The organism is Aeromonas sp., assembly GCF_051657805.1.
Lineage (GTDB): Bacteria > Pseudomonadota > Gammaproteobacteria > Enterobacterales > Aeromonadaceae > Aeromonas.
Genome location: NZ_JBOFLJ010000037.1, coordinates 1 through 1,238, shown reverse-complemented (window position 1 = coordinate 1,238; position 1,238 = coordinate 1). Strand labels below are relative to the sequence as shown.

The 1,238-nt window shown below is 57.4% G+C and carries 1 protein-coding gene; it reads left to right on the top strand.

The window, feature by feature from the left end:
- Positions 1 to 1,238 (top strand): hypothetical protein (locus ACRCYW_RS14465; RefSeq protein ID WP_438550769.1); only part of this gene is annotated, 1,238 nt, incomplete at both ends.

Genomic DNA, 1,238 nt, shown 5'->3' with positions numbered 1-1,238 from the left:
CTACACTCCTGTGACTGACACCTTCATCACTGCGGCCAACGGGGAGGCCATGCCAGTTGCCGGTCAAGGCACCGTCCGTCTCCTCCTCGGTGATAAGATTGTTGAGGAACACGGCTGGCTCCATCTCCCTGGTCTCGCTATGCGGCTCAAATCCGTTCGTATGCATCGTCGCCTCCACCCAGATGCTTTCTTTCTTGCGTCCAACGAGGAGGTGATCCTCGGATATCCCACCTTCAACCTCCATATTGACGACAAAGAGGATGTGGTCCTCCCCTGCTCTCCAGCCCCCCCTGGTAGCAACCCGGACTTCATTTCATCCCTCCTTGTTGGCCCTACCGACGAGCTCACTTTCCAGGGGGCCCCAGCCACCAACACACCTGGCTTTGGGTACTCCTTCCAAGGTACAGGCGGCGGCCCCCGCCGCTTCCTCCCTTTCTCCCAGAATCATGACACGTCCTCCACCCGAGATGTCCCCTCCCAGTACGTTCCGGACTCTGGGTCACCTTCCAAACGCTTCACTGACAACGAACTCCACAAGTTATTTGGCAATCGCACCTTCTGTGATTGGTCCGTCCTCACCAAGGCTTGCGAGGGGGGTAGCGTTGTCAACCTTAAGGAGAAGCCAATCTCCATTGGGGACCTGGTCAATATCCGGCGCAACCGTCGCGGTAAGAAGGCGCAAATTCCCCCACCTGGACACACCATCTGTGTGGATATGGGTTATGGCGATGGTGTTTCCCCTGGTGGTCACCAATATGCCTTAGTCATCATTGACGCTGGATCCCGCCAGTGTTGGAGCTATGGGCTCCGGGATAAGAGTGGCGCCACTCTTGCCGCGGCTTTCCAACAGTACTTCGCCGACATCGGTCCAGATCGAACCTCCCAGCTGGTACGCATGCTCACCGACTTTGACACCTCTCTCATCAGAGGGGACGTCAAGTGGTTGCTCCTTAGCAAGGGTATCAAGACCCTATCTTCTGTCCCCTACCGACACTCCCAAAACGGATTGGTGGAACGCCACTGGGTCACCGCCGTCCGCATGGCCCGCTCATACCTCCAAGAGGCAAACTTACCCCGCCGCTTTTGGTTCTGGGCGCTTAGGACGGCGTTTGAGCGTATGAACGTAATCCCGCTCGAAGTCGACCACCCTGACCATGACGGCCCGTTGTACATCACCCCGTTCGAGCTCTACTACGGCCAGATGCCAGACCTATGCACCCTCTTCCCATTCGGGTCTA